Source organism: Microcoleus sp. S36b_A4 (assembly GCF_036700645.1).
Taxonomy (GTDB): Bacteria; Cyanobacteriota; Cyanobacteriia; order Cyanobacteriales; family Microcoleaceae; genus Microcoleus.
Genome location: NZ_JAUBPI010000184.1, coordinates 1 through 3,885, shown reverse-complemented (window position 1 = coordinate 3,885; position 3,885 = coordinate 1). Strand labels below are relative to the sequence as shown.

The following is a 3,885-nucleotide window of genomic DNA, read 5'->3' as shown; positions in this document are numbered from 1 at the left end:
TGGAAAAATGCTGTCTTTTAATCAGTGCCAACGAATCTTATCAAATGGCAGAAAAAGATTTAGAAATTTTTACGGGGTCAAAGTCTCTCATAGTACATTACACAGATTAGTCAAACGACAAGAATTTGAATTACCTACATCTAAACAAGGAGTCCAAGAAATTACATTAGATGGCGGGAAAGTCAGGCTACGCAACGAAACCAAAGGCGAGGGGTGTTATTGGAAAGACTATAAAGCCATTTGTTTAGATAATGTTTATTCGGGAGCATTTTTTCAAAATAATCAAGATTTAATTGATTGAACTAATAGCCAAAAATTACTACATCCTATGTATTGTTTAGGAGATGGTCATGCCGGAATTTGGAACATATTTAAAGAAATAGGAGATACTGAACAAAGACAAGAAATCTTAGATTGGTATCATCTGAAAGAAAATCTTTACAAGGTAGGAGGTTCGCTAAAACGTTTAAATTTAGCAGAAAATATGTTATGGCAAGGTAAAATAGATGAAGTTATCAATCTATTTAAAGAGATGACAAAAAAAGGATTTAAAACATTTTGTAACTATTTAGAGACCCATCGCTGCCGAATAGTCAACTACCAATACTATAAAGAGGAGTCCATAAGTTCGATTGGTTCGGGAACAGTTGAATCAATTATTAAACGAATTGGGTGAGCGGGTGAAAATATCAGGAGCGCAATGGAAAATTGAGAGCGTTCCCTCTATCCTTTCTCTTCGCTGTGCTTATCTCAACGGTCAACTTTCAATTTGATGTATTTGCCAAAGTGAGATGCACCCCAGCTATCCCAGCTCTATTGGAATTAATCGATGTCACCGGAGCGATTATTACGATGGATGCGATGGGTACTCAGACCGAGATTGTGCGGCTCATTCGTCAAAAAAAAGCCGATTATGTCGTTACCCTCAAAAAGAATCATCCAACTCTTTACAAACAAGTCAAGACCTGGTTTGAAACAGCCAGAGCCAACCAATTGGATGGAATTGAAGTGAGTGAAGATTCCCGAACGGAAAAAGCACATCAGCGAGTCGAAACTCGAAAAGTTTGGGCGGTTCCAGTGGCGGCACTCGGACGACTTTACAAACAAGAAGACTGGGCAGATATTCAGACTATTGTTATAGTAGAACGTTTCCGTTATTTGTGGAACACAACCACTCATGAAGTACAGTTCTACCTGAGTTCCTTACCCGTAGATGCCCCGGTTAATGGTCGCGCTATTCGTCAACATTGGAGCATTGAAAATCAAGAACATTGGATTTTAGATGTCACTTTCAATGAAGATCGATGTCGCATTCGGTCGTTGAATAGCCCTCGGAACTTGGCTGCTATCAGACGGATGTCCCTGAATGCTGTCAATCAAGAAACTACTCTCAAGCGTAGCTTGCGACAGAAAAGGAAACTCGCTGCAATGAATGATGAATACATGATGCTTCTTCTCAAATCCTTTTGTCAAGACTGATTGAGATGCTCTTACCCTGTTCAGCAAGCCCTAGTTAAGAATCTGATTCTTGTTTCACCGTAGATGCACGCAGATAAACGCGGATTTAAGGTTTATCTGCGAGGGACGCAAGTTTATTTTTGCTTAGCCGCAGCTTTTTTCTTGGCTTCTTTTTCTGCTTTTTTAGCTGCTTTTTCTGCTTCAAGTTTAGCGATTTGTGCTAGCTCTTTTTCTTCAGCTATTTTATCGAGATAGTAGTGGTAGTCTCCCAAATAAGGGCGAAATTCTCCATCCCGAATCTCGACAATTTTGTTAGCGACTTGGGAGATGAAATAGCGATCGTGCGAAACGATAATTACGGTACCTTCATAATTCTGAATCGCCTCTTCCATCATCTCTTTCGCCGGAATGTCGAGGTGATTTGTCGGTTCGTCCAAAATCAGCAAATTCACGGGAGTCAACAGCATTTTTGCCAAAGCTAGGCGGGCTTTTTCGCCGCCGCTTAAAGCGCCAACCTGTTTGAATACAGTTTCGCCGGTAAATAAGAAACGGCCCAACAAAGTCCGAACTTCTTCATTTTTCCAGTCGGGAACTTCGTCGTGAATGGTTTCGATCACGCTTTTATTCAAATCTAAGGCTTCTGCCTGATTCTGTTCAAAGTAACCGGGGATGACGTTGTGGCCTCCCAATTTGACTGTACCTTCCGAAGGCTTTTCTAAACCCATAATCAGTCGCAGCAGGGTGGATTTGCCCGCGCCGTTGGGGCCGAGAAAGGCTATGCGATCGCCTCTTTCAATTAATAAGTCTGCTCCCAAAAATAGGATTTTTTCGCCGTAGGTGTGCACCAAATCTTCAATTATTGCCACTTCGCGACCGCTGCGGGGTGCGGGGGGAAAGCGGAAATGCAAAGTTTTTAATCCGCCGGTGGGGGCTTCGATGCGTTCGATTTTGTCTAACTGTTTCTCGCGGCTTTTGGCTTGGGTGCTCCGAGTGGCGCTGGCGCGGAATTTTTCTACGAATGCTTGCTGTTTTTCGAGTTCTTTTTGCTGGCTTTCGTAAGCGCTGAGTTGGGCTTCTCTGGCTTCTGCTTTTTGCAGCAGGTAGGAGGAGTAGTTGCCGAGGTAGGTGCTGGAAACGCCGCGTTCTGTTTCGACGATTTGGGTGCAGAGCCGATCGAGAAATTCCCGGTCATGGGATACGATTACCATGGGGGTTATCAGCCCTTTCAGGTAAACTTCCAGCCATTCGATCGTTTCTAAGTCGAGGTGGTTGGTAGGTTCGTCTAGCAGCAGGATGTCGGGTTTTTGCAGGAGAATTTTGCCCAAACTCATCCGCATTTGCCAGCCGCCGCTGAAGGCGCTGACTAATCGATCGCCGTCTTCGGGTTCAAATCCGATTTCGGGCAGAATTTTCTCGATTTGGGCTTCTAAACCGTAGCCGTTTAAGCCTTCAAATTGCCGTTGCAGCCGATCCATTTTGTGGATCAGTTCGTCGAGATTTTCTGGGGTGGAGGTTTCCAAGTCTCGATGCACTTGCATCAGGGATTCGTGGACATCGTTGGCTTCGCTGAAGGCGCGCCAAAATTCTTCTCTGACGGTGCGAGTCGGATCTACTTCAAATTCTTGGGAGAGGTAGGCGATGTGGAGGCTGGCGGGGCGAATGACTTCGCCTGCGGTGGGTTCGATTTCGCCGGCGATGATTTTGAGTTGGGTGGATTTGCCGGCACCGTTAACGCCTACTAAGCCGATGCGATCGCCTGGCTTGACTTCCCAGGTGACATCTTTTAGTACGACGCCTGTGGGGTAAATTTTACTGATGTGTTCGAGTCGCAGCATTGTTGTGGGGACTGGGGAAGGGCTGGTTTAGCGGCGGATGGGATGCCGGCGCTGAGGTCGAGTTAATCTTAACAAATTTTAATTATATTTAGCGTCTTGCCAGATTTTGATTTGGTAGGAGTTACGCGAAGAAACGGGGTTTCTCTGAAAAATCGCAGATTCTGGGCTAGAGATATAGGAAGAAACCCGGTTTCTGGCCTCGATGTGGGTTCAGGACTATTTGGGTGGGGCGATCCTCTTCGAGGGCTTCGCTAACGGGCGATCGTGTTGTTTCTGATTGAATTTATCCCATAATGGTTGAGACTTCTGCACATTATAATAGTCAGTGTCAACCTCGGTAGCAAAAGAGAGCGATCGTGCCAGCAAGAGACATTTATCATCAAGTTGTCAAACAGGCTCTCATTAAGGCTGGCTGGACAATTACCCACGATCCGTATCCCTTGGCTTGGGCGAAGAGAAAACTATCGATCTGGGTGCCGAACAGCTATTAGCTGCTGAGAACAACGATCGCAAGATAAGTAGGTCGGCGCAAAAAAACCGAACTATGTTAAGATAAGTAAACAAAGAGAATATATCTACTGAGGTAACTAAA

General features: G+C 44.8%; 3 protein-coding genes and 1 pseudogene. 3 read left to right on the top strand and 1 reads right to left on the bottom strand.

Annotated elements, in window-relative coordinates:
- Together QUA03_RS28460 and QUA03_RS28455 are read left to right on the top strand one after the other, a co-directional pair.
- A pseudogene (locus QUA03_RS28460) lies at positions 1 to 773 on the top strand (ISKra4 family transposase); the annotation flags it as partial.
- The gene (locus tag QUA03_RS28455; RefSeq protein WP_333217019.1) at positions 742 to 1,479 is read left to right on the top strand and encodes an ISAs1 family transposase; all 738 of its coding nucleotides are present in this window, start codon (positions 742 to 744) and stop codon (positions 1,477 to 1,479) included. The pseudogene QUA03_RS28460 and the gene QUA03_RS28455, both read left to right, overlap by 32 nt.
- 113 nt (positions 1,480 to 1,592) lie before the next feature.
- Here QUA03_RS28455 and QUA03_RS28450 read toward each other — a convergent pair whose 3' ends face one another.
- Positions 1,593 to 3,293, bottom strand: a complete 1,701-nt coding sequence (locus QUA03_RS28450; protein WP_333217017.1) for an ABC-F family ATP-binding cassette domain-containing protein — start codon at positions 3,291 to 3,293, stop codon at positions 1,593 to 1,595.
- A gap of 356 nt (positions 3,294 to 3,649) precedes the next feature.
- Between QUA03_RS28450 and QUA03_RS29110 the strand changes: the two genes are divergently transcribed.
- Complete coding sequence (locus QUA03_RS29110; RefSeq protein ID WP_445304883.1) at positions 3,650 to 3,784, top strand: element excision factor XisH family protein; 135 nt, start codon at positions 3,650 to 3,652, stop codon at positions 3,782 to 3,784.
- Positions 3,785 to 3,885 lie beyond the last annotated feature (101 nt).

What these genes read in the sequence shown, in the direction of transcription:
- QUA03_RS28450 (WP_333217017.1), bottom strand. Translation starts at nt 3,293, where the DNA reads ATGCTGCGACTCGAACACATCAGTAAAATTTACCCCACAGGCGTCGTA.